General features: G+C 51.5%; 19 protein-coding genes. 8 read left to right on the plus strand and 11 right to left on the minus strand.

Annotation, left to right across the window (positions count from 1 at the left end; translation table 11 throughout):
- Positions 1 to 2: 2 nt before the first annotated feature.
- Positions 3 to 3,017 carry a DEAD/DEAH box helicase gene (locus CE168_RS03995; protein ID WP_201797049.1) on the minus strand — a complete coding sequence of 1,005 codons (3,015 nt, stop codon included), beginning with the start codon at positions 3,015 to 3,017 and terminating at the stop codon, positions 3 to 5.
- A 259-nt stretch (positions 3,018 to 3,276) separates the two neighbouring features.
- Between CE168_RS03995 and CE168_RS04000 the strand changes: the two genes are divergently transcribed.
- From CE168_RS04000 to CE168_RS04010, 3 genes are all read left to right on the plus strand, one after another.
- Entirely contained in the window at positions 3,277 to 5,070 is a 1,794-nt protein-coding gene (locus CE168_RS04000) for a YobI family P-loop NTPase (RefSeq protein WP_099571229.1), read from the plus strand.
- Positions 5,071 to 5,277: 207 nt separating this feature from the next.
- Entirely contained in the window at positions 5,278 to 6,264 is a 987-nt protein-coding gene (locus tag CE168_RS04005; RefSeq protein ID WP_099571230.1) for a hypothetical protein, read from the plus strand.
- Positions 6,265 to 6,350: 86 nt separating this feature from the next.
- Complete coding sequence (locus CE168_RS04010) at positions 6,351 to 7,343, plus strand: hypothetical protein (protein ID WP_099571231.1); 993 nt, start codon at positions 6,351 to 6,353, stop codon at positions 7,341 to 7,343.
- A 111-nt stretch (positions 7,344 to 7,454) separates the two neighbouring features.
- Here CE168_RS04010 and CE168_RS04015 read toward each other — a convergent pair whose 3' ends face one another.
- Positions 7,455 to 8,681: a hypothetical protein gene (locus CE168_RS04015; protein ID WP_143433389.1), complete on the minus strand. Its 1,227-nt coding sequence runs from the start codon at positions 8,679 to 8,681 to the stop codon at positions 7,455 to 7,457.
- A gap of 885 nt (positions 8,682 to 9,566) precedes the next feature.
- Positions 9,567 to 9,767: a hypothetical protein gene (locus CE168_RS04020; RefSeq protein ID WP_080788621.1), complete on the minus strand. Its 201-nt coding sequence runs from the start codon at positions 9,765 to 9,767 to the stop codon at positions 9,567 to 9,569.
- Positions 9,768 to 10,036: 269 nt separating this feature from the next.
- Between CE168_RS04020 and CE168_RS04025 the strand changes: the two genes are divergently transcribed.
- Entirely contained in the window at positions 10,037 to 10,921 is an 885-nt protein-coding gene (locus CE168_RS04025; protein WP_099571233.1) for an Abi family protein, read from the plus strand.
- Positions 10,922 to 11,012: 91 nt separating this feature from the next.
- Here the strand turns inward: CE168_RS04025 and CE168_RS04030 are convergent, their stop codons facing one another.
- Positions 11,013 to 11,510, minus strand: coding sequence for a nucleotidyltransferase domain-containing protein (locus CE168_RS04030; protein ID WP_099571234.1), 498 nt, complete (start codon positions 11,508 to 11,510; stop codon positions 11,013 to 11,015).
- A gap of 660 nt (positions 11,511 to 12,170) precedes the next feature.
- Here CE168_RS04030 and CE168_RS04035 point away from each other — a divergent pair.
- On the plus strand, positions 12,171 to 12,926 hold the full coding sequence (locus tag CE168_RS04035) for a metallophosphoesterase (RefSeq protein ID WP_236824311.1): 756 nt from the start codon (positions 12,171 to 12,173) through the stop codon (positions 12,924 to 12,926).
- A 100-nt stretch (positions 12,927 to 13,026) separates the two neighbouring features.
- Here the strand turns inward: CE168_RS04035 and CE168_RS09120 are convergent, their stop codons facing one another.
- Positions 13,027 to 13,170 (minus strand): hypothetical protein, encoded by a 144-nt coding sequence (locus tag CE168_RS09120; RefSeq protein ID WP_236824312.1) that lies wholly within the window; start codon positions 13,168 to 13,170, stop codon positions 13,027 to 13,029.
- A 315-nt stretch (positions 13,171 to 13,485) separates the two neighbouring features.
- On the opposite strand from CE168_RS09120, the gene CE168_RS09130 reads away from it, so the two are divergent.
- Positions 13,486 to 13,677, plus strand: coding sequence for a hypothetical protein (locus CE168_RS09130; RefSeq protein WP_278669314.1), 192 nt, complete (start codon positions 13,486 to 13,488; stop codon positions 13,675 to 13,677).
- Entirely contained in the window at positions 13,593 to 13,820 is a 228-nt protein-coding gene (locus CE168_RS09135; RefSeq protein WP_315984377.1) for a hypothetical protein, read from the plus strand. The genes CE168_RS09130 and CE168_RS09135 overlap by 85 nt, the downstream gene beginning before the upstream one ends.
- Before the next feature lie 501 nt (positions 13,821 to 14,321).
- Here the strand turns inward: CE168_RS09135 and CE168_RS04055 are convergent.
- Positions 14,322 to 15,035, minus strand: a complete 714-nt coding sequence (locus tag CE168_RS04055) for a GNAT family N-acetyltransferase (protein WP_099571236.1) — start codon at positions 15,033 to 15,035, stop codon at positions 14,322 to 14,324.
- Positions 15,036 to 15,218: 183 nt separating this feature from the next.
- On the opposite strand from CE168_RS04055, the gene CE168_RS04060 reads away from it, so the two are divergent.
- A complete protein-coding gene (locus CE168_RS04060; protein ID WP_099571237.1) occupies positions 15,219 to 15,968 on the plus strand; it encodes an ElyC/SanA/YdcF family protein in 750 nt (249 codons plus the stop codon).
- Between the two features lie 144 nt (positions 15,969 to 16,112).
- Here the strand turns inward: CE168_RS04060 and tig are convergent, their stop codons facing one another.
- From tig to pflB, 5 genes are all read right to left on the minus strand, one after another.
- Positions 16,113 to 17,474 carry a trigger factor gene (gene tig, locus CE168_RS04065; protein ID WP_099571238.1) on the minus strand — a complete coding sequence of 454 codons (1,362 nt, stop codon included), beginning with the start codon at positions 17,472 to 17,474 and terminating at the stop codon, positions 16,113 to 16,115.
- A 52-nt stretch (positions 17,475 to 17,526) separates the two neighbouring features.
- Positions 17,527 to 18,819, minus strand: coding sequence for an HRDC domain-containing protein (locus CE168_RS04070; RefSeq protein WP_180753696.1), 1,293 nt, complete (start codon positions 18,817 to 18,819; stop codon positions 17,527 to 17,529).
- Positions 18,812 to 19,444 (minus strand): DUF3000 family protein, encoded by a 633-nt coding sequence (locus CE168_RS04075; RefSeq protein WP_180753697.1) that lies wholly within the window; start codon positions 19,442 to 19,444, stop codon positions 18,812 to 18,814. Before CE168_RS04075 ends, CE168_RS04070 begins: the two co-directional genes overlap by 8 nt.
- A gap of 193 nt (positions 19,445 to 19,637) precedes the next feature.
- Positions 19,638 to 20,519, minus strand: a complete 882-nt coding sequence (gene pflA / locus CE168_RS04085; protein ID WP_099571242.1) for a pyruvate formate-lyase-activating protein — start codon at positions 20,517 to 20,519, stop codon at positions 19,638 to 19,640.
- A gap of 119 nt (positions 20,520 to 20,638) precedes the next feature.
- Positions 20,639 to 23,014: a formate C-acetyltransferase gene (gene pflB, locus CE168_RS04090; protein ID WP_099571243.1), complete on the minus strand. Its 2,376-nt coding sequence runs from the start codon at positions 23,012 to 23,014 to the stop codon at positions 20,639 to 20,641.
- Between the last annotated feature and the right edge of the window lie 178 nt (positions 23,015 to 23,192).

Consider the following 23,192-nt stretch of genomic DNA (forward strand, 5'->3'; position numbering starts at 1 on the left):
TTCTATTCCTTACCTACGAATGCGGCCGCAATGCGGATCACTGGTTCGCCGGAGGCGTCCAATGTGTCCTGAACCCAGTCGGCATATTGTTCGAGCATCCGATCAACCTGTTTTGTGTTTTCCTTGGTGTTTTTGCCTTGGGATTGCAACAGTGCCTTGCGTGCATGGGACCAATGCTCGATGCGGTCCATTTGCCGAGTCACTTCTTCATCTGCCTGCGCACGATATTGTTCACCGCAATCGCTGAGCATGCTCTTGCCGCGCGATACCGCATCCTCCAACAGCAGTTGTGCCGCATCTATCTGTTCAGAGCTGGCCGCGGAATCCTCTCGATTCACATAGCGACGTTCAGTAGTTCCCGGAATCAAGTTCCCACGATATCCGGTGATACGCCACACTTCCTCAAGTGGCAGCATGCCCATGCATTCGCCATTGAGATACCGTACACCGAACCATTCATCGATCACCGGGGATGCGTGCCTGTTGGCGACCATGCCGTTCATCAGCATAATCGTCTCATCCGCATGCAGATTTCCGTTGGTCACGCCAATAATCGGGGCCTCGTCACGTTGGTACAGCAGTGAGGAAGCCTTCAACCCGACCCATTCCGTGATTGGATTCAATTCCCACAGGTATTGGACCCGACTCCATGACTCGTCGTTGATACGGGCCAGCAGACCGTTGGCTTGGTCTTCGCAGTATTTCGCGTCATCACTCCATTCAGCGATGTTATCTCGCAACACCTGCGTGTTCGGCACACGTCTGCGCAGCCACGCGCGCAACGGGCTATCCCCTTGGAACTCCACCGCGAATCCATGAGCATCACGCAACTGACGTTTCGATTTAAGACCAGCCGACTGCCGGAACTCCTCGCAGGAGAGCCCCTCATCCACATACTCATAATCCGACATCAGCGTAGAGGAATCGACTATGCCGCCATCGTCGGCGCTCCCAGCCACGCTCTCCCCTGCGGACTCGTTTTCCTCAGTGCTCGTAGTATCGGAACCATCCAGCGTAGTGAGGTTGAAAAAACTCAATGGATCGAAAACATCGTCATCCACCACAGTCTCAACGTCTCCGGAACGTTCGTCCGAATGATCGATGTCCTCATCAGGAATACAAAGTCTGGCTGCGAAATTCTCCGCTGATTCGCCGGATTCAATCGCTTCGCGGGTGAAATTTTCCTCCTGATCGACGTCGAATTTACCCATGAGCAAGGACGGATCGCCGATATCCTTACGTGCCTGGTCTTCCTTCTGCTGCAGGATCTCGAGAATACGCGCGTCACCTTGAATCTTTGCATTACGCGAGTTAATCATCATGAAACGAATATCAGGCTGTTTACGCTGCCCATAACGGTCGATGCGTCCGTTACGCTGCTGGAATACCATCAACGACCATGGAGTGTCGAAATGGATGAGTCTGTGGCTCAGATAGTGCAGGTTCAGACCTTCAGAGGCCACGTCGGAGGCCACGAGAATACGTACAGACGAGGACTTCGTACCGAAATCCTCGACGATTTTCTGCTGTTCCACATCGCTCATGCCTCCATCCATGGAGACGATAGCCTTCTTCGGTAGTTTGAGATCCTGCCGCAAGTGCTCCTCGAGATAGTTCTTCGTCTCGATGCGTTCCGTGAAAATCACGATACGGTCGTCGGCGTCTTCACCGTTATGCCAACCGTAATCGGCACTGCGCAGAAGCTGCAGCAGTCTCTGGTATCGGGAAAACTGCATCGGGCCGATTTTCTCCAAAGCAGCTTTGAGCCCTTCAAGCCTGTCGATGTCTCCGATCTGATCGGACGCATCTTTTTTAGCAAGCCGCTTCACTCGCTCGTTGATGGTCTTGATGCACGCTGCCGGCGATGAAAACAGACTCTTCTCAAGCATCGTCTTGAACAGAAAGGAATTGCTTCTCTTCTGATGCATATCCATGACGAGTTTCATATCGGTCAAGTAATCGAACGCCTCTTCCTCGGCTGTGGTGGCCATGCATTTCTCCTGCGTCACCTTGCGCTCCGGGAAGCTGCCTGACACCTCGGCCATCACGTCCTTCTTGAAACGGCGGACGTACAGGTGTTCGACATCCTTCTTGTCGTACTGCTCCGGATCGGGCAGAGTGGTTGGGTCGAGCATGTTCATCAACGAGGCGAAACTGCGAGCGCGGCCGTCATGAGGCGTGGCGGACAGCATGATCAACGTATCGGAACGGGAGGCAAGGCGCTTGGCGAGCTTGGCGCGCTGTGCACTACGGCCGTTGACGGCACGGTCGGCGACATTCTGGGCCTCGTCGATCACGATGATGTCCCAATACGAGGCATCGAGTGCCGCGCCATATTGGATGTCCCGTTTCAACGTATCAATGGAGATGATCACCTTGTCGTAGTAGGAGAACGGGTTGGCGTTCGCAGGAATCTCGGAACGAATCTGCTGGATGCGCGAGGAGTCCAGACTAATCAGCGGAATAGTGAACCGTTCCCACATCTCCTTCTGGAACTGGACCATCATGCTTTTCGCTGTCACCACGAGAATACGACGTCCTTTGCGGCGTTTGATGAGTTCCGACATCAGGATACCGGCCTCCAAGGTCTTGCCAAGACCGACGGCGTCAGCGATGAGAATTCGCTGGCGCGGTTGGGCGAGCGCCTTCTTCGCCGGAACGAGCTGGTATGGCAGGGAGTCCATGGCAGCCTTGTTGCCGACATGAATCCTCGCATCGGTCGGCGCAGTGGCACGTAACAGACTCTCGATGAACAGATGCGATTTCGCAGCTCTTGCCGAGGTGTCGGGAATGAAACGCGTCTTCACCGGATCGACAGGTGTAATTGTGTCCAAATCATCAAGGAACGTGGCCGTCACATCCCGCACCAGAGCGGAGATGCCGGTGCACGAGACGGCGTGATTCCCGAGGCTGTTCGGCTCGACCTTATCCACGAGCCATTCCTGGCCGCGAACCAGAACCCTCATGCCCGGAGAGAGCAATTCTCGTTCCGAATGCGCGCCATGCTTCATCGCCATGTGCTCCCCCATATGCTCTTAATCCCAATGTTTTCGCATATATTGTATGCCATTAGGGGTGGAAACCTTCTGCTTTTCCGCATGAATGTTAGATACACGCATGTTTTCGTGCATTGATACTTGGAATCATCTACATCTTTCGATTATCACTTCCCGAATCCTCACCTCCCCATCGCAGCTTAATGCAACAAATGCGGATGCCGAACAAATCTACCGACAGAAGAGAGTAAATCATTTAATATAGCTACACTGGTACAACATGACCGAGCAGAGCAACGCAGCAACTGAAAGTGAGATACCGGAGCTTAAGCCTCTATACCCCCAATATGACGAATCGAGCCACTCACCCTATGTGAAGAGGCTTGAAAAGGCGTTGCAGGGCGAGGATACGAAGATACACAACATAGCTCTATCAGGCGTCTACGGTTCCGGAAAAAGCAGCATTCTTGAGAAAGTCGTTAAAGACCTTGAGGAAGAGCGCCCTCATACAACTAGGACAATCTCACTGGCGCCTTTAGCTGCACAGCTTAAGGAACAGGATGATAAGAAAAACGATTCCGTCTCGGATAAGGATAAGTCCACTTCGAAAGAACCATCCGGCGCTCCCCCAAAGTCTTCCAACAATTCATCCATAACCAATCTCATTCAAAAAGAGATCATTAAGCAACTTCTATATGGAACAGACCCCGAAAAGATTCCGGCATCACATTTCCATAAGATGAACGAAATCGGATTAGGAAAGCAGATACTTTCCTCTCTTGCTTTCGGCATGCTGTTACTGTTCATTCTTAATATCTATCAATGGCCTTACAGCTATATTCAAAAACCGTTGACATGGCTACCAATCCCAACAAGCATTACCAAAATTCTTGCTGAAATCGTCATAATTTGCCTGCTATCAATAGCAACGTTCGCGCTATTTCATTATTTCGGAACCCGCATCCATCTAGCCAAAATAGATGTCGGAACAGCAGGCATTACCCTGGGAGAGAACTCGGACTCTTATTTCGATCAGTATCTTGATGAGATCATATATATCTTTGAAAAGACAGGCATTCGAACTGTATTTTTTGAAGATCTTGACCGTTTTCAAGATGCTCAAATCTTTGATTCACTACGCGAGCTGAATCAGATCCTCAATAATGATCCAAAGCTGCAACACACAGAATCGCAACACAAAGAAAAGAATTCTCAGTCCAGTACACCTATACAGTTCGTATACGCTATTCATGACGCGATATTCAGCAATCAATACGTTTCGGCTGACGAACAGGTGAACAATAAGGAATCTCTAGCTCATTCCTTCTCCCGTGCAAAGTTCTTTGACCTTATCATTCCAGTGGTGCCATTCGTTTCGGCAAGCAACTCATACCAAATCGCACTAAAAACATTGAAAGATGTTCCTGATGCGAAAGACCCCCAAATGATTAACCTTCTTGAACTCGTTGCAGATACAATTCCCGATAAACGCACCTGGATTAATATTCGCAATGAGTTCATTGTCTATAGGGAACATCTATTTGATCAATCCCCAGAAAGAAGATTCACTTCTAAACTCGGTCTCGAAGAATCACATCTTCTTGCGTTCATCATATATAAAAATTGTTATCTTGATGATTCAGTAAAAATACATGATGGTAAGAGCAAACTCGATTATTTTTATAATAACGCTAGAGAGCTAGCAAAACAGAAACTACCTAATTTGATTTATCAAAACCACAAGTTGGAAAATCAAATCAGCAGATTTACAGATGAATCAAATGCTGAAAAACGCGCACTCGAACTTAAAGCAAAGCTCTGCCATTTTATGGCCCTAATAGCAGACACTACAGAAGACAACGAGGATTCACTGAGAGTAGGACTCAATGCGAATAATGCATCAGACGCTTCCACACCGCAGGCATGGAGAGAACTGACTGGATGTGAAGAAACAGATCAAGTTTATGTTGAGTATGATCATCGTTGGGCAAGAACAACTCGGCTAATCCCATACAGCCTGTTAAAGAGAGTCATAGACACCTCACTTGATATCGGTCAATGGGAAGAATCGTAAAAGATAAATCTTACGAACAAAAACGCCGACTTATCAAAAACGATCGAAGACCTACGTTCTGGCGATTGGGCCTTTATCCTCCAATTTGAAGAGTCACAAACTAAGGAATCACAGACATCTCTCGGCAAGAATTTTTACGCCCTGCTAGGCGGAAACACATCCCTGCTATACCGACTTATCTCTCATGGATGGATCGGTCAGGACTATATGCTCTATTCCACGATATATACAGATGAAGGTATAACTAAGAACGCGCTGAATTTTATTCTTCATCATATTGACGGCAATAATCCGGACTATCAATTCAAACTTGACGATAAGGACCCTGAAGATGTCCTTCGTCGGATTAGGCGTAAAGATAAGGCAATATTCCACCAACATCGAGTATTAAACATTGATTTGTTGCATTATATGCTTTCGCACTGCGATGATTCGGAGACCAACCAAGATACCGACCAAATTATCGAGATGCTGTCCCCGTTAGGCAATGAGACCGCTGAATTCGTTTCAGCATATCTGGATCGTCTTGCTGATGATGCCAATCCATTGCTCGTCAAGATGGCAAGCCACAGCCAGAACCTGCTTAGCTTCCTAGTCCAACGAGAAACAACAGACACCGACATGCTTTGCAATCAACTTGACGTGACGCTCCACCATCTATCGGGAAAAATCCAATACACCATAGATGGTAGTCTGGCCAATTTTCTACAGAATCATTGGCGAAGCATCCCAATCTTCAGGGATTCCGATATCGCCCCGACACTCATTGAACCTATAATCCAGATTCTCAACAATGGAAAAGTCAGAATAGACTCCCTCTCCGAGCTAGGTTATAAGGATTCGAATTCCGGATTGCGACACCCCTGTGTGGAACAGAACCTATACGTATTCTCAAGAAGCAATCTTGAAACCGCGTTGGACACCATAAGCCAGTCAGATAATAATCAGGATGATTCATATAGCGGCTGCGATAGACTTCCTGCACTCAACACGATTATGCATATCAGCAGAACAGTGTATGCGAATGTGCTTGGACATCTTGAGGAATATTTCGATCTTCTGGCAGACAATGAAAAGACATTGGATTGCCCGTCCGGCCAGAATATCGCTGATGACTTATTCCACATCCTTGACGATATTTGTCAACAGGCCGGGCAAGAAAAGAGTGCAGAAAACTTATCCATACACTGCTAGATAAATGCTCGCCGTCTGCTCGTCTTCCCCTTTTTGAGGATCGTTTTGACCATTTTGAGGATCGTTTTGACGTTTACGCGGCACTCATGGAAAACGATGCGGTTTGTTTCACTCCAATAAACTTACAGTTTGCCTTCAGCTGCGGCTTTGTCGGAGAAAACCACTCGTTAGCCGAATGGATTCAAAAACATGATTCTTTTGAACAGGACTCCGAAAGAAAAGAGCTTAATAAAGAATACCTTATCGACTGCATATTAAATCTTTCACCCACCATCTTGAATATCGCCAAGAAAATACAACTTCTCCAAGAACTCGAACTCGACCATCTTATTTCTATTCCATCCCTCGAATTGGATGAACAAGTCCTTGAAGAATGCCCCAAGATATATGCTCAGCTTCTCAAAAATAAGCTCATTGCTGATACTGCGAAATCATTCAATGCTCTAGATGGATTACCATGGCTCGTGCGGGAAGCTTGGATCAAGGAATCGCAGAAATTCGGCGACTATCTTGATGATGTAAAGCTCCACCCCAATGAGGCGTGCCATATCGTCTGCGCTGAGGATCCACAATTACAGAGATTCGCAGGAATTATTATGGACAATTTCCGCGAATACACGGAAGGAGCCGACGAGACAGAGCTTCTCAACGCATCCGCTGCGCTAATCAGGAAAGGAGAGACCATCGACGAAGCAACACGTCAGGATCTTGCCAAGCATGACGATGGATTAGACAATACCCGTTCCCTTCTCGATGCCGGACTTGAACGTCAGTCAGCAATCGCCATGTTTGCCGATGCTCTTGAATATGCGACTGCCCAGGATCAACCAGAAAATGAGATTGTTAAAAACATGAAACAATTTTTCCAAAAAGTCGGAGGCGACTATCTGAAATTCACTGATCCTAATAGCAAGTGCATCATCCTTCCAAACACTGCCGAAAATCGGCAGATTATCCAAACTCTATGCAATTGGAAGTATCAACTCATACCGCAGATCGAAAAAATCGATGAGAAAAATTTAATCAAGATTAGACGAGATCAAAAGCTCTGGAACGGATTCTTCAAGCAAGATAAGTAACCTTGCAGCCAATACTTGAGTCCATTAACCAATTAGACTACAAGTAATCTACTTGAGCGATGGGGCTGGGAGCAGCAGACAATTCAGCTGCCGCTCCCAGCCCCACCTTTTTCAGTCGCCTATCTCAATCGCATAAGTCGCGACTTCATCTTTCACTGCAAAGGAATCATCTACGCCACTGTTTCCTTTTTCATGAAGTTCCTGCTCATCAAAAGCCTCACCGCAGCAATCTGCCAGACGCCGAAGCACATCAATCTCTTGGCTTGTAATCTTGCCATCGACCGCTGCCATAACAGTACATGCACGATAAATCGGAGCAGCGTCACTAATTTGACTCAGCATGCTCCAGATTTTGGAATAATCCACTTCTACAGTGTTGCGTATTTCATCTAACGTCTTAGCTGAGACACCTGACTCGCTACTGATCAAAGTCAGATAATGAAACAATGTATATTCAGCCTCATCCGGCTGTGCACCATTTGCAGCAATAATCATCCAAGCGGCCCATAATAATTCATCCAAGCAATACTCCGAAGCATTCACCATGCGCTTTGCGGATTCAATCATCTTGGCCTCTTTGCGCATGATTTCACGGGCTTTATTTGCCGTTACCTTCGTCATCCAATAATTCACACCCGTAGACAGCGGTATGCTCACCACCGGAATTGAAATTTTGATGATATTGCGCTGCAATAAATACTTGCCGATAACCGGAAGGCTCTTGGCTGCGACGAGTCTGGGACCTGAAAAAATCGCTTTTACCACTGGTCGGGCCACAGCCGGGACCCCTTTTAGAACAGCATTACCGGCATCCTCTCCAACCTGTATGGCAAAAGCTATTCTGATCAGTTTCCACAAATCTTCAGGATCGTCCAAATCCAGTGGAACGCCATATAAAACTGCAATATCATATGCCAAACGAAGCTGCAGCTGAGAAGCATAAACTAAATCCACACCGAACGCAGTAAGACCAGCTGGCCCAGTAACAGGGGAAGCACCACCAGCTGATCCTAGGGTCGCAATAACAGCTGTGGAATACGCCGCTGCAGTCAAAGACCCCTCTATCCCCGCATATTTGGCCGCTAATTTTATTCGGGCTTGGACAATTGCATCAGGAGGAAGGTTGGGATATTTTCCCCTAAAATAGTCAGCATTCACCTTCTGGACATACTTATCAAGAGAGAAGGTCAGCAACTTCGCAAACCATTCTCCATTTTTGAATTCATCAATATTGATGCCCTTGACGAAATTCTTAATATCCGCAATTTGATTTTGAACCGCCTTACGTGTGTCCTTGTCACTTTTCGCTTCCTCAAACAGCGAATCATCGGAAGTCATAGAGCCAACCCTCTTCATTCGTATTTCTTTGTCTTCCCATCAAAGTGTAGCCTGTTCCACTTTCCATCCATTGAATCCGGGTTAGCCATGTTCTCCCTACTCTGATAAGACGCACTACGCTTAACGCCCATGGTATCTGCTCACTTACTTGTTCGATGGATGATATGCGAACAATGCGCATTTACCATAAGCCATGTTTTCTTCGCGAGCGCGAGGGACTTCCAGCAGATAGATTCTGCGTTCAAGTCAACGAATCAATCAAGGCCACTCGCGCATTTGCACGCATTTGCACGTATTTGCACGCACAAATGCGCGCACTCAGATCTTGATCACATACTTCGTCATTCGTACGGCATGTTCAATCACCAAGGAAACCAACGATGCTCCCATGAAACTCCTTGGCAGTAAAATGCACAACGAGATATTGAATCGGGGAATACGCAAGCTGCAATCGCGTCATTGTAATCCGAATCGCGTCGCAATCGCGTCATAATCGCGTCATCAAAATCCGAATCCCGTCATAATCCCGTCATGATCGGGTAGTGTCCGAAAAACATGGCTGTAATGAAAAGATTCCTCCAACACCATGAGCCAGCAGATGCCACACTGTTACGGCATGCTTCAAGTTACAATTAGCTCTTATGACTTCGACGGATAGAAGTGCAACGAAAACACTGGATGAACTTATGCAGCATCTGTGCGATAGCGGCATCGCGTGTTCTGGCGAATTGCAAAAAGAGAATTGAAAAACCGTCCTATCGACGTGCGGCATTCGTTTTCATGCTAGGTTAACAATTTAATTGCGGTGGAAGCCTTCGGGCGACACCTAGGAGGAGCCGATGCGTCGCCTTCTCCTTTTTAATATCTCCAACCCATCGGGGTTTTTCAGTCATCTATCTCAATCGCATGAATCGTGACTTCGTCGTCTTCCGAGGACTTAGCTTTTCTGAATTCCGGGCGGAGTTCCATACCGGTCTCATCGAACTCACCATTTAGATTGCGCACGAGCACATCGGCCAATCGACCACTCGAGTTCTTGGCCATGTTCTCCTCACTCTGATAAGACGCACTGTGTTTAATGCCCATGGTATCTGCTCCTTCATTCGTTCGATGGATGATATGCGGCATGTTCAAATCGCCAAAGAATGTACAGTCCTATCCAAGGCTACGTTTACGTCCTGAAATGCGGTGGGTCTCTTCTTCTCTGTAACAACGGTGGAGCATTCCTTGAGACACGCTCGAATCGGCCAAGCGAACCAACTATGCTATCGTAATTAATAACAGTAGCCTCCAAGCCTCTTAACAATGCTCAAATCCGGGGGCTCTTTTTTTATCAAGCCACGCAAGGATAAGTCATGACGAAGCAGCCAAAAACAATACAAGAGATGATGACGCTTCTAGTCGAAGAACGAGGCTTGGATATCACCGGATTCTCCGATTTCAGTACCGTCCTTCTTGATTGCAACTATTACAGATTGTCCGGCTACTTCCGAGCCTTTCAGATTGATCCTTCCCATGGCAATAATCGCTTTCGAAACGGAACACACATTAGAGATTTCATGATCCCCTATTTAATGGATGAACAGCTACGTCTACTCATCCTTCGTGGAACATCATCCTTAGAACAAACGCTTCGGGCTCATTTCGCTTACTACCTTGCTCAAAACGGAGGAGCCTACTCCTACACGGAACTCAGCTCATATAAGACAATCAAATATTCCGATGGCACCGAAGCCAGAGAAGTTCTAATTGAGAACATTCACAAATGGCTTGAACGTTCCAGCGAAGTATGCATTCGCCATTATCGGAATAACAACGAGCCTATTCCCATATGGGCGGCGGTCGAGGCGATGCCCTTTGACACTCTCTCAAAAATGATTTCATTGCATACCAACACAACAGCTGTTGACGAACTCAATCAGTCGCTTTCTCTAGGGAAAAATCGTCAACGTGCTGCGCAAATCATTCACAGCATGGTGTATCTACGCAACATTTGCTCGCACCATTGCCGTCTTTGGAACAGGGAGATTGTCCTTCCTCCCCCAGTCCTTGATGCCACAGCTGAGCGCTATGGCTCATATGCTTATGAAGACCGCTCCGTCTGGAAATCTCTTATTGTTCTCATGGATTTAATCGATGGAATAAAAAAGAATTCCACATATTCATCCATGCTTATAAAACAAGCTGAGTCGAATGATAACTATTTCTGGGGATTATGTCATCCTAAACGGTGGCATTAGACACAGCCACCTGACCAATATTTGTCAGCTCCCCGAATCTCATTGTCATGAGAAAGCCCAGTATCGAAGAAAATGATAAATATGACACACCTCAGATAATGCGGAACATCGGATTGGAGGTTATGGAATTGACGAATATCACACGCTGCATTTCAGCCAGTCTGTCCTGCAGTTCAGTGGTAATGTATCGTTTTTTCACCAAGTCGATCTCCCGACCAAAAGTCGATGCAAGATCATCACGCAAAGCCCACTCATCAATCATTGGATTGGCGGTGTCGTCAAACTGATAGATGAAATCGATATCCGAATCCGCATGTCCCTCCCCTCGAGCCATGGAACCGAACAGGTACAGTTCATTGACATGATGCCGCAGCGCGATAGGACGAGCAATCTCCGCTATCTGCTGAGGCGTGGTGTCCCGCGAAATCGCGTCAAGCGCATCCTGATAACGCCAGGTAAAAGCCTGTGTCGGATTCCCCCTCACCGCGCGAGACAGCACAGGAGCGGTCACGCCCATGGATTCCGCCACGCTTTTCTGTGAGAAACCTAATCGCTTGCGCTTTTCGTTAAGCTCATGTATTGTTCCCATACCGATATATTAGCTTACAAGCTAATTACCGTCTAGAGCGTCAAACAGGGACGAACTTTATCCGTAATAATCCTCATCGCAAGCCATTGGCAAAGACCGAGGCTTCTCGCTCACTTTCGAACCCATCTGATGAACATGCACCTGATTGGCGCCCCAGATATTCGTTAAAGGATACGACAAAACATACGCGGTGTATCAGCTGCGGAAACATCAGTTTTTGTTTTTTCACGGAATTCCTCTGATTAGCCTCCATCAGTATGCATGCCCCGCAATGCTTCAGCCCCTCACAGCCCCACATGCGCCGCATGATCGCGGGCCGTACTCTCCTCATCCAAACTGATGGGCGGGAAACCGCTCGGACTATTGCGCTTCCTGGTAAATCGATCTTGCCGCGTCGTGTAATTATTCACTGATATCTACCGGATAAATCAAGCCGGCCCAGCCCGTCTTCACTACTTGATTTTCGCTACTTGTCTTATTTGTGGCAGCCGAACGCTGAAATCCGAAGTATGAGCGTTGGAATTCCAACGCTCATACTCGCCATAATCGCCAAACAGTGCCACAAACAAGCCAACAAGCATTTTGGGGAAGGCTTTTCGCGTAATGTTGCGCTCTATCATTGATAAAGGCATCCAGCAATCGCATACCGTAAGGAACCACATGCGCTATTTCACTTCGGACACGCATTTCGGCCACCCTCTGATCACCGCACTGCGCGGATTCCTGAACAATGGCAGGCTCCGCGCCGAATACCGTGATGTCTGGCAGACGCAGGGGCGTGCCGCCGCGCACACATGGATCAAACAATATGTGCGCGACAATCAGACGTCATTCAAAGCAATCTGCGACATCACACGCCATGAGAACACCATCATCGGCAACATCAACGAGACCGTCGGGCGTGATGACGAGCTATGGATTCTCGGCGATCTCTCCTACCGTTGCACCGTCGAGCACACGCTCGACTGCCTGCGCCGCATCAACTGCCGCCATCTGCACCTGATCATCGGCAACCACGACCGCAACTTCCGTCTCCGATCCAATGACGCGCTATACGAGAACGTGTTCGAGACCATCGACGACTACCGTGAAATCGACATGGAACTTCCCGTCCTCGACGGAACCGGCAAGCCGACGGCCGCAACCACACGGCAGACCATAGGCATGAGCCACTTTCCCAGACTCTCGGCATTGGCCGAAGAACACGGCAACTGGCCGGAAAACTGGAACAAGTTCGCCGATGTGGCGCCTACCACCGAAGGTTGGCTGCTCTACGGCCACACGCATCAAGGCATTCCAGACGGCACCGATCCGCTCAGCGTGAACGTGGGGCTCGACGCATGGGATTTCAAGCCAGTCAGCGAACAACAGATCCTCGCCTGGCTTGCATCCCGATGCGCCGACCAATCAAAGTGAATTCCACCCTGAGCATGGATCCGGGCTGTAGAATGCCGGGTCGCTGGTATTTGTCGACGCCAGCACTCCAGGTTTGCAACCATTCGAGTTTGGGACACTGTCAGCATGTTCCCGGATCAACATTGCCGATGATGGCGGCGACTTGAGCTTTGAGCTCTTCGGGGATGATGGCCGTCCATGCCATGTTACCACGCTGCGCCGGATCGACTACGAATTCTTGCGGCACGCCTTTGGCTGCACGCATAAACTGCGCTTGTTCGGATGGCGCCAACGACAGGCAATTGACGATAAGTTGCGATTATTCTCGATCCCACCCATCCCACCTTAGGACAGACATGAGATAAGCCTTTCGCATGTGAGTGGCGAATAGATTCAGCCGAGTCTGACTTGACCCCGACTGAATCACATGTATGCGCCCGTCTGTTCAGGCAAGGGACTCGTACGCTTGCGCATCGACCGGTTCAAGCCATTCGTTGCCCATCGCGCCAGGGTCTCCTGCCGGAACCATGAACGCACGGCATGAGATTCGAATTCCACCCGAAGCACCACTGACGGCATCATGCGCAACAAGTATGATCAGGCGCAAGACCAAGACATGCCCATCGTCGAACGTGTGCTTGAAGTAGCCGAACACCACGGAGTGCCCATGGCTCAGGTTGCGCTTGCATGGCACTGGGCCAAGGGCGTGACCGTACCTATCTCGTGGGCTGTTCGCAGCCAGAACGCGTGGATGATGCCATCGCCGCGCTAGGCGTGCAGCTTACGGAAGATGACATAGCCCACATCGAAGAGCCGTATACCGCGCATGAGCTAGTCGGTCCGCTTTCCCGCCCAGGAGAGAAGGCCTTGGCCGGCACTTTGGCTCCCACACTCAAGGAAACCACTCGAAACTAGCTTCTCTTGACTCCGCGGGGTGGTATCTGCCCTTACGTATGGCAGATTTCACCCCGCATCCCCATGCATCTCGCCTATATATGGCAGGTCTTATAGATAAAAAGCGGGTTAGAGGGTACGAAACATACCCCCTAACCCGCTTTTGCTCCTATATATAAGGCAGATAGCATCGGACAGCCTCGTGAATCTGCCATATATACATATATAGCTGAGTTAGAGGTCGAGGCTCTCCACTCAAGAGGAGACTTCACCGGCCGAGGCGTTGGACGAGAGCCGTTGTCCTTCCTGCCAATCACCGGTGCCGACCATGGTCGCCAAGTCATCACCGCTGCTGTCCAGCGGTGATGACGCAGAAGTGGCGAATAGATGACTTTCTCGCCGGTGAAGTCATTGTCAGTCACAAAATGATTGACCGGCCATACGGCCCCGCCCCACCAGATCGGATACCCGATGAACTCAGTGATTCAATCACTCACCTTTCACAATGATAAGCAGAAATGTTCAGCAGCGCCCCTCGTACAGGAAGAAGGAAAGCGAACCGTCTTCCAAACCGCCCTGAGTAAAGGAATCCCTACGTATGGTACATTCCGCTTTACGCGTCAAACCACGGTAATCATAAAAACCGTAATCACAGGTAGTGTCAGTGAAGAGGAAATACTCGTTCATTCCAGCATCACGAAACACGTCAAGCATGTGGTTGAACAGCTTACGACCGACGCCCATGCCCCGCGCTTCCGGGGAAACCACAAACAACGTTATCTCAGCCTGATAGCTTTTGCCGGCATCTCGTTTCAACACTTCATCGACCTGCAAAATCGCAATCTGATCGGCAAGTCCTCGACGGCCATCCTTACTTGCCAACAAGGGCAACGCCAAGCAATTTCGCGTAATAGCATGACGTATCCTCTGCGCTGTGGTGACACGGGACCTCAACGATCCCAATACCACGCCAAGCACCCGACCATCACGTTCAGCGACCGTAGCCTCGGTGGTGCGGGAAAGAAAATCATGCATGTCGATGGCCGCGAGTCGATGCATATTACGCAAGTGAATCGCCTTGCGCAGCTTATACTTACGCAGCCCGCGCTCATCGTTCGGAACGTTCCCATTATCATCCGACTCATCATCCGCATACCAAGCTTGTCGAACAAGTTCTTCAAGCGCAGGAAAATCCGTGCGACGCATCGTCCGAAGCATAATTGTTTCTGAAGTCATGCTCCCCCATCCTAGCCGCAGCCATGCCAAAGCTCCGTTCCTGGATGGCATAATGCACATGGTATTGCGATAGCAGGAATGCGCAGGATTTGTTGGCATTGGCGTGTGACGCTTGGGGGTCTGGGGTCACGCGCTTAGGATGAGACAGGATTGCGTGCGACGCGCAATGAATGAGAGGTTCATATGGCAACGTTGGTTAGACGAATTGCGGGCGCGCTATGCATAGTGCTCGCCGCGGTATGTGTTTGTTACTCTTTCGCAGTGCGTAACACGCATTCCGGCACAGTATTCTGGATTGTCTGGCTAGCATTCGCGGCGCTGTTCGCCGTGCTTGGATTCGGAGTGCTCTTCCAATGGTGGGCGATGCTGCCAAGACTGGTCAGAGGTGTGGCGATCGCAGTCGCATGCGTCGGTCTGGTCGCATTCGGCACGGTGGAAGGTTGCATTGTCAGCAAAATGCATGCGCAAGGTGAACCAAATCTCGATTATGTGGTGGTGCTTGGAGCTCAGGTGCGCAAGTCCGGGCCAAGCCTTGTGCTTCGTTACCGTCTTGACAAGGCTATTGAGTATTTGGACGCGAACCCGAATACCACATGCATAGTCTCCGGTGGAAAGGGACCGAACGAGCCGTTCCCCGAAGCCCAAGGCATGGCTGATTATCTTAAAGAACATGGCATTGACGAGCAGCGCATTCTTGAAGAGCCGGATTCGAAGACCACTGAGGAAAACATTGTCAACAGCAAGAAGCTGATCAGTGACGATAATGCTTCCGTAGGGGTAATCACCAACAATTTCCACATGTTCCGCGCGTTGCAGATTGCCGACAAATATGGTTTGGACAACGCCCAAGGCATTGCGGCCGGTTCCCCTCAGGATATGCTTGTCAACAACATGGTTCGCGAGTTTTTTGCTGAGATTAAATTCCTGCTGTAACTCATGTTTCGGCAGTCTCTGTCTTGCCCTGTTTAAGGATGCCGAAACCGAATACGAAATAAATTGAGGGGTGGAATCCCATATGGATTTCACCCCTCAACGCTTTAGAAAGATGACTCTCGCGAGTCAGGCATTAAGCGAAGCTCACTCTTCGGAAGCAAGTTCGTCAGCCACAGCGGCGGCTGCGGAAGCAGCTTCAACGCTCTCGGCTTCTTCATCTTCAGCGGCTTCGCCAAGGAAGGCGCTCAGGTCCAGGGTTTCACCCTCGGACTTGAAGGTCACGGCACGCATGCCGGCGAGCAGGCCCTTGGAACGGCCGACTTCCTGCACTGCGGAGCCGAGCTGTCCGTTGCGCATGATGGCCTGGATGAAGGCGTTCGGATCCATGCCGTACTGCTGGGCGATGGAAGCGAGGAAGTTGAACACGTCGGCCTGGGAGACCTTGACATCCAGCTTCTCGGAGAGCACGTCGAGCACCATCTGGTCGCGCAGTTCCTTTTCGACAGTTTCTTCGGCTTCTGCCTTCTGCTCCTTGGTGGCGTTGGCCGGATCAGCGGTCACACCCTTGAGCTGCTGCTCAACCATTTCAGCCTTGACGCCCTTCGGCACCGGAATCTCCAGGCCTTCTTCGAGCTTTGCGATGAAAGCGTCGCGGGCTGCGGTAGCCTGACGGCCTTCGGCATCCTGGGAAGCGGCCTTCTTGAGATCTTCCTTCAGCTCGTCGAGGGTATCGAACTCAGATGCTTCGGAAGCGAAGTCATCGTCGAGCTCCGGCAGCTCTTCAGCCTTAACGGAGTTGACCTTGACCTTGATCTGAGCCTTCTCGCCCTCGTGGTCGCCAGCTTCCAGCGTGCCTTCGAAGGTGGTCTCTTCGCCGGCAGACAGGCCTTCGAGAGCCTCATCCAGACCGTCGAGCATGGTTTCGGAGCCGAGCTCGTAGCTCACGCCTTCCTGGGAGTCGACCACTTCACCGTTGATTTCGGCGGTCAGGTCGATGTTGGCGTAGTCGCCCTTGGCGGCCGGACGGTCCACACCCACGAGGGTGCCGAAACGCTGGCGCAGGGCTTCCAGACGGTTGTTGATGTCTTCGTCGGTGATTTCAGCCTTGGCGACCTCAATCTCCATGCCGTCGATTGCCGGCAGCTCGATGTCCGGGCGGCGCTCAACGGTGGCCACAAACTTCAGCTTGGTCTCGTCCTTAGCGGATTCCGGCACTTCCTGAACGTCGATTTCCGGCTGGGCCATCGGGTGGATGCCCTTTTCTTCGAGAGCCTTGGAGTACAGCTCCGGCACACCGTTGTTCACGGCTTCGCCAGCAACGGCACCGAAACCGATGCGCTGGTCGATAATCTTGCCGGGCACGTGGCCCTTACGGAAGCCAGGCACGTTCACCTGCTTGGCGATTTCCTTGCGAGCATTGTCGAGATACGGGTTGAACTCTTCCGGATCAACGGTGACGGTGAGCCTCACCTTGGTCGGCTCAAGATTCCTGACGCTGATTTTCACGCTTGCGCTCCTGAAAAATACGGTTCTTCACATTTCTGCCGTTAGGCAACCTCTACATAATAGCGCGACTCACGGACTCTGCAACCAGCGCGACCTGCCACGCCCTCGCGCCCTGTTCGGTGAGGAATTGCGCGACATCACGTTCCTGCGGCTCATCCGTCCAGCAGAGATTACGCAAATACTGCGGTTTGATGATGACGTCCGCAGGGGTACGCGTGTCTTCCGCTATCTGCGCCACCATCTTGCGTGCCTTGTCAAGCGTTGCGAGACGTTCCGGATAACGTTCCCTCCAGACTCGCGTCGCCCGTGGAGCGGACGTGGTCTGTGCTTCCTGATTTTGAGGATTGTTGTCTATGACCGGCCATTCGCTTTCCGGCAGATCAAGCGCCTGTTGGATTATTCTCTTCCACATGCTTGGCTTGATTTTGCGTTGGATGGGCGCGTAGCGTTCGAACATTTTCTCCTGTTCGGCACCGGCCTGGATGCGCACACGCTCGTTGATGGAACGAACCGCTCTGAATTGCGCCGCATTGTGCGGTTTGCGCTCCGCCACTTCAATGATGGTGCTGTCGGCAAGCAGCAATGTGGGTGCGATATCGTATTCGCGAGCCAGTTCGTCTCGTTTGAGCCACAGGGCTTTTGCCACGGCCAGAGCCTGGCGGTCCTTCATGATCTCGGTGATATGCGAGATGCGCAACCATGGGATGGGATGCTCTTTGCGCGGCGCGGTTCCTTCGCGCAGCGCGTAATCGAATTCTTCCTCGGCCCATTCGATCTTGCCTTGCTTTTGCAACTCGGCGCGCATGGTCGATTCGAGTTCGATCAGCAGTTCAACGTCCAGCGCCGCATAATTACGCCAGTCACGCGGCAATGGACGATATGACCAATCAGCTGCGGAATGCTCTTTCGCAAGCGTCAATCCCAGATAATGTTCGGTGACAGCGGCCAATCCGAAACGTTTGAGACCCAGCAGCCGCGCGGCGATTTCCGTATCAAACAAACGTTTCGGCTGCAATCCCAAATCAGCGAATCCCGGCAAATCCTGCAACGAATCATGCAGAATCCATACCGCGTCGCCTACGGCAGCATTGAAATCGTTCCAATTAACACCTTCGGCAACCAATGCCTGTGGGTCAAGCAAACCTATGCCGGCACCGTCCCTTTTGAACTGCACCAACCAATCGTCATGACCGTATCGGAAACCGGATGCTCGCTCCGCATCCGCAGCCAAAGACCCATGCGAAGACGCCAAAGCGCTACAGTACTCGCGAAACGCCGGTAGGGTGTCGATCACATCGGGCACGCCCTCACGCGGCTCGGCCTGCAACCTTGGCTCGTCAGTCAACGGAATAATCCTCCTCGGATTGCGTCATGGACCGGAGGAATTCCGCCCATGCACCCACCTGAGCGCCTGCGTCAAGACCTCCATCGGCATAGTCTAATGGCGTCCAAGACACACGAATCTCACACCCGGTTTCTGGAGCGTCGGACTGAGTGCCAAACGTCGTGCTTTTCGTGACTGTGACGGTTCCCGAAACATGTTCGACATCGTACGAGCCGACACGGTCCATCATCGCATCCCAATACATGGACGGTGTCAGACAATCGCCTTCGCCTCCAGACAACGGCAACGCGGCGAAAGCGACGCAACGCCAATGCGAATGCCAGTCATTTCGGTATTTATGCGAATACAACACCATGATCCAACCGGTGGAACGCGCCTCGTCGCATTGCATCTCAACTCCAATGCCGAAACTCGCCATGGCGCACGGCACTGGAATCTCACGATACGACACGCTTGGTAATCGAGGCATGCGTTCTACGGAAAGCACGGCGTCCCATACCTTGTCTGGCACGCCGGAGGGTCGAGTCAACATTGATTCAGGAGGGGCTGCGCAGGCGCACGATCCCCTACCTGTGGCACGCGCTTCGTTGGGCGTGCCTTGAGGAAAAGCATAGATGTCCGCCATGATTCAAGACTACGGCAGCGACACCGTTTCCATGGTATTTCACAGCATTTCGCCACGCGTCGAATGTGAAGATTTTTCCGCGTGGCGAACGCTGGTTCAACAGTTGCGCGAATATTCCTTTTTCGATCGCCGAGGCATTTTCAAACGACTGATTTGCCTGGGATCGTTGGCTGGAATATGCAAGGCTTCCCGTTTAGTAGACGGTGAAACCATGCGATTGGAATTGTTCCACTACACGCTGTTTCATTGCCGCGGACGGCCCTTTCTGATCTTCCAGCGGGTAGGGAATGCCAAGCATATGCCATTTTGGACGGCCCAGCTGGTGAAAACCGAGCACGTCGATATGTTCCACGGCGTCGCCGAACGATTCGCAGATCTTCGCCACGTTCTCAACGTTTTCCTCAGACGAGGTGAGCCCTGGCACGAGTACGAAACGCACCCAGATCTTCTTGCCTGCCTTGGCCAGTCGCTGTCCGAAATCGATTGTCGGCTGCAAAATGCCTCCGGTAACCTTCTTGTAAGTTTCCTCGTCACCGGACTTGACATCAAGCAGACACAGGTCGATATCGTCCACCATGTCGTCGGTATAGCTTGCGCCAAGGAATCCGGAAGTGTCGAGGCATGTGTGCACACCCATCTCCTTGGCCGCATGGAACACACGGGAAACGAATGCCGGTTGCATCATGGACTCGCCGCCTGAGAAGGTGATGCCGCCATGCGTCGCCTTGAAAAGGTCAGCATAACGTTCGATCTTTTTGACCATGGCTTCGTAGTAGACGGGTTTGCCATCACGCATTTTCCACGTGTCTGGATTCTGGCAGTACTGGCAACGCAATGGGCAGCCGCTCAGGAAAACAGTCATACGTGTCCCCGGACCGTCGACGGACGTGTTAATGTCCCAAGAATGCACAAAACCGATATCACCGCTTTTCAGCGCGTTGATGCGATCGCGACGATCCAACCCGATCGGCGATTCAAAGCCCGACAATCCTCCCATAAGCGTCTGGTTGACGTAGCTTTGCGATTCTCTGAGCATGTGCCTGGTTGTGGAGCGAAAATGTACGTTCTCAGACATCCGTGTCCTTTCGTTGTATCTCTCCAATGGGTTTCCCCATATTGTACAGGGAAAACAAGGGGCGAAGCCTTCACGCTCCGCCCCTTGCACTCTACCGCTTCACACGGTGCCGTTCAGTCTCAGTCGACGACGGCGCCCTGGTGGAACGTACGGGAGATCACGTCGAGCTGCTGCTCCTTGGTGAGCTTGACGAAGTTCACCGCGTAGCCGGAGACGCGCACGGTCAGGTGCGGGTACTTTTCCGGATGCTCGACGGCATCCTCGAGCTGTTCCTTGCGCAGCACGTTGATGTTGGCGTGGTACAGACCATGGCCATTGCCGGCGTCCAGAATGCCCACAAGGTTGCCGATGCGCTCATCCTCGTCGCGGCCCAAGCCATCAGGGGTAATGGTGTTGGTCAGCGAAATGCCGTCAAGAGCGTCGTTGTAGTCGATCTTGCCGACGGAGAACATGGACGGCAGCATGCCATGGGAGTCCATGCCGTTCTCCGGATTTGCACCCGGAGCATACGGGGTGCCCTTCTTGTGGCCGGACGGGAAGGCACCGGTGGCCTTGCCATATTCCACGTTGGAGGTGATGGTCAAGATGGACTGGGTCGGGACCGCTCCGCGGTACACCGGCAGGCGCTTGACCTGACCCATAACGGTGGAGACGACCCACTTGGCGATCTCGTCGGCACGATCATCATCGTTACCGTACAGCGGGAACTCACCCTCGGTGCGGTAGCCGACGATCAGATCGTCATCGGCGCCTTCAACGTACTCGTTCTCATGACCCGGCGTGGTCTTGGCGTCCTTGTTGTAGATCGGGTAAACCTTGGCATACTTGCATGCGGACAGGGAGTCGGCTGCGATGGACAGACCGGACATACCGCAACCGAGGGTACGGTACACTTCCTTGTCGTGCAGAGCCATCTCGATGGACTCATATGCATACTTATCGTGCATATAGTGGATGATGTTCAGAGCCATGACGTAGGTCTCGGACAGCCATTCGAGAGCCTTCTCATAGTTGGCCTTAACCTTCTCGTAATCCAAGGAGCCGTCGGCTTCCGGCTGAACCGGCTCGATAACACCCTTGTCGATGACCTGCATGCCCGTCATCTCGTCGCGGCCGCCGTTGATGGCGTACAACAGAGCCTTGGCGGAGTTCACACGAGCTGCGAAGAACTGCATCTGCTTGCCCACACGCATCGGGGAGACGCAGCATGCGATTGCAGCGTCATCGCCCCAGTGGGAGCGGATTTCCTTGTCAGACTCGTACTGGATTGCCGAGGTGTCGATGGAGATCTTGGCGCAGAAGCGCTTGTAGGCTTCCGGCAGCTTCGGATCCCAGAAGATGGTGATGTTCGGCTCCGGGCCAGGTCCAAGGTGCTCGAGAGTCAGGGTGTCGAGCAGACGGAAGGAGGTCTTGGTGACCAGCGTACGGCCATCATCGCCGAAGCCTGCGTCGGACCAAGTCGCCCAGTACGGATCGCCGGAGAAGATCGCGTCGTAATCCTTGGTACGCAGGAAGCGCACGATACGCAACTTCATGACCAGGTTGTCGATGATCTCCTGTGCGTCGGTCTCGGTGATCTTACCGGACTTCAGGTCACGCTCGAAGTACACGTCGAAGAAGGTGGAGACGCGGCCGAACGACATTGCGGCGCCATCCTGGCTCTTGACGGAAGCGAGGTAGCCCATGTAGGTCCACTGCACTGCTTCCTGAGCGGTCTGTGCCGGACGGGACAAGTCAAGACCATACTCGTTACCGAGGTTGATCAGCTGCTTCAGGGCCTTGATCTGCTCGTCATGCTCCTCGCGGAAGCGAATCCAGTGCTCGATCTCCGGCTCGGTGAAGTCGTTGCGATACGGCACGGAGTCCTTGTCACGCTGCTTGAACTTGATCAGGGTGTTCACACCATACAGTGCCACACGACGGTAATCGCCGATGATGCGGCCACGGCCGTAGGCATCCGGCAGGCCGGTGAGGATCTTGTTGTGGCGGGCAACCTTGATCTGCTTGGTGTACACGCCGAAGACGCCGTCATTGTGGGTCTTGCGGTACTTGGTGAAAATCTTCTTGATTTCCGGATCCGGCTCCTTGCCGGCTTCCTTGATGGCCTGCTCGACCATACGCCAACCGCCATTCGGCATCATGGCACGCTTGCAAGGAACGTCGGTCTGCAGACCGACAACCACATTGTCAACTTCCGGAGAATCGATGTAACCGGCGCCGAATGCGTCAATGCCAGCCGGGGTATGGGTGTCGACGTCGTAGACGCGCTGCTTGCGCTCTACTGCCAGATAGTTGTCATCAAGATACTGCCACAGGTGCTTGGTCTTCTCGGTGGCGTCAGCCAGGAAAGACTCATCGCCCTCATAAGGCGTATAGTTCTTCTGAATAAAGTCACGGACATCAATGTCCTTCTGCCAGTTGCCCTCAGCGAAGCCTTCCCAAGCCTTAGCCTGAAGCTCTTCCGGGGAGACTGCCGTCGCATCAACTGCTGCCATTTCCACTCCTTCTGGGTGTTGGTTTGGCGACGCATCGTTACGTCGTCGCTAGTTACCGATTCTAGCTGCATAAACCTGTATAGAACCTGAGTTTGAGAGGAAATAAAAGTGACATATGTCACAATTGCGAAGTATAAAAAAAATCGCGGTGCCGTAATCCAGACACCGCGATTTCATA

The sequence above is a fragment of the Bifidobacterium sp. N5G01 genome (assembly GCF_002742425.1).
Lineage (GTDB): Bacteria > Actinomycetota > Actinomycetes > Actinomycetales > Bifidobacteriaceae > Bifidobacterium > Bifidobacterium hominis.

What these genes read in the sequence shown, in the direction of transcription:
- CE168_RS03995 (WP_201797049.1), bottom strand. Translation starts at nt 3,017, where the DNA reads ATGGCGATGAAGCATGGCGCGCATTCGGAACGAGAATTGCTCTCTCCG.
- CE168_RS04000 (WP_099571229.1), top strand. Translation starts at nt 3,277, where the DNA reads ATGACCGAGCAGAGCAACGCAGCAACTGAAAGTGAGATACCGGAGCTT.
- CE168_RS04005 (WP_099571230.1), top strand. Translation starts at nt 5,278, where the DNA reads ATGCTCTATTCCACGATATATACAGATGAAGGTATAACTAAGAACGCG.
- CE168_RS04010 (WP_099571231.1), top strand. Translation starts at nt 6,351, where the DNA reads ATGGAAAACGATGCGGTTTGTTTCACTCCAATAAACTTACAGTTTGCC.
- CE168_RS04015 (WP_143433389.1), bottom strand. Translation starts at nt 8,681, where the DNA reads ATGACTTCCGATGATTCGCTGTTTGAGGAAGCGAAAAGTGACAAGGAC.
- CE168_RS04020 (WP_080788621.1), bottom strand. Translation starts at nt 9,767, where the DNA reads ATGGGCATTAAACACAGTGCGTCTTATCAGAGTGAGGAGAACATGGCC.
- CE168_RS04025 (WP_099571233.1), top strand. Translation starts at nt 10,037, where the DNA reads ATGACGAAGCAGCCAAAAACAATACAAGAGATGATGACGCTTCTAGTC.
- CE168_RS04030 (WP_099571234.1), bottom strand. Translation starts at nt 11,510, where the DNA reads ATGGGAACAATACATGAGCTTAACGAAAAGCGCAAGCGATTAGGTTTC.
- CE168_RS04035 (WP_236824311.1), top strand. Translation starts at nt 12,171, where the DNA reads ATGCGCTATTTCACTTCGGACACGCATTTCGGCCACCCTCTGATCACC.
- CE168_RS09120 (WP_236824312.1), bottom strand. Translation starts at nt 13,170, where the DNA reads ATGCGTGCAGCCAAAGGCGTGCCGCAAGAATTCGTAGTCGATCCGGCG.
- CE168_RS09130 (WP_278669314.1), top strand. Translation starts at nt 13,486, where the DNA reads ATGCGCAACAAGTATGATCAGGCGCAAGACCAAGACATGCCCATCGTC.
- CE168_RS09135 (WP_315984377.1), top strand. Translation starts at nt 13,593, where the DNA reads ATGGCACTGGGCCAAGGGCGTGACCGTACCTATCTCGTGGGCTGTTCG.
- CE168_RS04055 (WP_099571236.1), bottom strand. Translation starts at nt 15,035, where the DNA reads ATGACTTCAGAAACAATTATGCTTCGGACGATGCGTCGCACGGATTTT.
- CE168_RS04060 (WP_099571237.1), top strand. Translation starts at nt 15,219, where the DNA reads ATGGCAACGTTGGTTAGACGAATTGCGGGCGCGCTATGCATAGTGCTC.
- CE168_RS04075 (WP_180753697.1), bottom strand. Translation starts at nt 19,444, where the DNA reads ATGGCGGACATCTATGCTTTTCCTCAAGGCACGCCCAACGAAGCGCGT.
- pflA (WP_099571242.1), bottom strand. Translation starts at nt 20,519, where the DNA reads ATGTCTGAGAACGTACATTTTCGCTCCACAACCAGGCACATGCTCAGA.
- pflB (WP_099571243.1), bottom strand. Translation starts at nt 23,014, where the DNA reads ATGGCAGCAGTTGATGCGACGGCAGTCTCCCCGGAAGAGCTTCAGGCT.